2 protein-coding genes and 2 pseudogenes are annotated in these 2267 nt (G+C 77.2%); all 4 read right to left on the bottom strand.

Annotated features, from left to right (window positions below; genetic code table 11):
- Positions 1-343, bottom strand: a pseudogene (locus AXW62_RS38775) (glycosyltransferase family 1 protein); the annotation flags it as partial.
- Complete coding sequence (locus AXW62_RS38770; protein ID WP_060948468.1) at positions 340-1395, bottom strand: glycosyltransferase family 9 protein; 1056 nt, start codon at positions 1393-1395, stop codon at positions 340-342. The gene AXW62_RS38770 and the pseudogene AXW62_RS38775, both read right to left, overlap by 4 nt.
- Complete coding sequence (locus AXW62_RS38765; RefSeq protein WP_244503312.1) at positions 1392-2021, bottom strand: D-glycero-alpha-D-manno-heptose-1,7-bisphosphate 7-phosphatase; 630 nt, start codon at positions 2019-2021, stop codon at positions 1392-1394. Before AXW62_RS38765 ends, AXW62_RS38770 begins: the two co-directional genes overlap by 4 nt.
- Positions 2022-2082: 61 nt before the next feature.
- A pseudogene (locus AXW62_RS38760) lies at positions 2083-2267 on the bottom strand (transferase); the annotation flags it as partial.

Below are 2267 nucleotides of genomic sequence, written 5' to 3'. Positions count from 1 at the left end.
GGTCGTCGCGGTCGGCGCAGGGGTGGCGGGTGCCGGGGACGTCCCCGTCCGGGGCGTTGTGCTCCAGGTAGACGGCGGGCACGTCGCGTCCGGGGCGCCGGCCGCCGAGCCAGCGCCTGGCCAGCTCCGCCTCGTGGGGGCGCTGGAGGACGATCAGGTCCACGGGCGCGTCCCGCAGCTCGCGCGGGGTGATCTCGGTGACCGTGCCGGGCCAGGTGTAGGTGCGGGCCCGGCCGCGTCCGTCCGGGCCCCGGCCGGGGAGGACGGGGACCAGGTAGTGGTGCGGGCCCTGGACGAAGGCCGTGGTCCAGGAGCCGTGCACATGCCACAGAAGGACGTTCATGCGGGCTCCTCGCGGTCGTCGTCGGCCCGGCCCGGCGCCAGCAGTGCGGCCACGGCGGCGAGCACCTCGGTGTCGGGGACGGAGTCCAGGCAGGGGTGGCCCGGTATCGGGCAGACCCGGGCGCGGCTGTCCGCGCACGCCGCGTCCTGGCGGCCCAGCAGCCGGTGCGGCACCCGGTAGGGGGCCCAGCGCTCGGCGGGCACGACGGGGGCGAAGAGGCAGACCACCGGGGTGCCGACGGCGGCGGCCAGATGGGAGGGCCCGGTGTTGCCGGTGACCACGACGGCGGCGCCGGCGAGGACCCCGGCGAGTTCGGGGAAGGAGGTGCGGCCGCCGAGGTCGAGGGCGATGCCGTCGGCGATGCCGGCCGTCAGCTCCTTCTCGGCCGGACCGCCGGTGACCACCACGCGGTGGCCCGCCTCCTCCAGCGCGGCCACCGCCCGGGCGGCCCGCGCCGGGCTCCAGGCGCGGGCGGGGACGGCGGCGCCGGGGTGGACCACGACATAGGGGTCGGTGCCGGTGAGCGGGGCGGTGTCGGGGAGCGCGGTGAGGGCCAGCGCGCCCTCGTCGCCGGGCGGCAGGGCGAAACCGGACGCCTCGGCCAGGTCGAGCGCGGCCCGCGCCTCGTGGCGGTGCGGTGCGCGCCGGTGGCGCAGGTCCAGCAGGGTGCCGGGGTAGTGCTCGCTGTCGGCGGCGGTCCAGGGGATACCGGCCAGCTTGAGCAGCAGGGCGGCGGGCAGCGGGCTCTGGTGGTAGGAGGACAGGATCAGGGCGCGGTCGAAGCGGCGGGCGGCCAGGCAGTCCACGAGGGCGTCGATCAGCTCACGGCGTACCGGCGGGGCCTCGAAGCCCACCCAGGGCGCGTCGTGCACCAGCACCTCGTCGACGCCGGGCAGCATCCGGGCGGCGGGTTCGCCGAGCGGCCCGCACAGCATCGCGGTGTACCCGGACCCGGCGGCGACCGCGCGTACGGCGGGGCCGGCCAGCAGCACGTCTCCCGCGCTGTCGAGCCGTACGACGAGGGTGCGCGGCCCCGTACGGCGCGGGCTCAAGGGTCGCCCTCCGGCCGGGCGGTGAGCCGGCGCACCGCCGTCAGGAGGTCCGGTGCGGTGTGTTCGGCAGCGGTGATCTCCTCGGGACGGGTCACCTCGTTGGGGACGAGCACGCCCCGGGCGCCCGCCGCCCGCGCCGCCGCCAGGTCCGCGCCGATGTCGCCGAGCACGGCGGCCCGGCCCGGTTCGGTGCCGAGCGCCGCGCACGCGGCGTGGATCAGCCCGGGGCGGGGTTTGCGGCATCCGCAGCCTTCGCCGGGACCGTGGGGGCATACCGCCCAGAGGTCGAAGGGGCCGAGCAGTTCCTCGACCCGCCGCCGTACGGCCTCGACCGCGCCGAGGGTGAGCAGTCCGCGGGCGACGCCCGACTGGTTGGTGACCACCGCGACCGGGATGCCCCGCCGCCGTACCGCGTCGACGGCGGCCCTGGCGTACGGCATCGGCCGCACCCGGCCGGGGTCGCCGTTGTACGGGACGTCCCTGATCAGGGTGCCGTCCCGGTCGAAGAGCACCGCGCCCGGAAGCTCCCGGGACACGGGCGCGCGGGGGTGGCCGCGCCGCCCGTCCGGGGCGAACAGCCACGGGTGCCCGTCGGGGACATACGGGGCTTTTGGTGCGAATGTCATCAACACGGACATCGAGTAGCCCGAACACTCAATCACCAAACGCGACAGGGCGCTACACATGTCACAGGTTCCCCGCGGGCGCCGTCGTGGGCCGCCCGGAGGCGGCGGCCGAGCGGTGCCGGACCAGCCCGGCCAGCCAGTGGCCGGTGGCCACGGCCGGGATGACGGCGCTGGTCACCGCCATCGTGGCGATCTCATCGGGGGTGCGCGGGCCCGGCCGGATCCGGGCCAGGGCGAATTCGGCGG

The organism is Streptomyces hygroscopicus subsp. hygroscopicus, from assembly GCF_001553455.1.
Lineage (GTDB): Bacteria > Actinomycetota > Actinomycetes > Streptomycetales > Streptomycetaceae > Streptomyces > Streptomyces hygroscopicus.
This window is presented reverse-complemented; position numbering and strand designations above follow the sequence as displayed.

What these genes read in the sequence shown, in the direction of transcription:
- AXW62_RS38765 (WP_244503312.1), bottom strand. Translation starts at nt 2,021, where the DNA reads ATGACATTCGCACCAAAAGCCCCGTATGTCCCCGACGGGCACCCGTGG.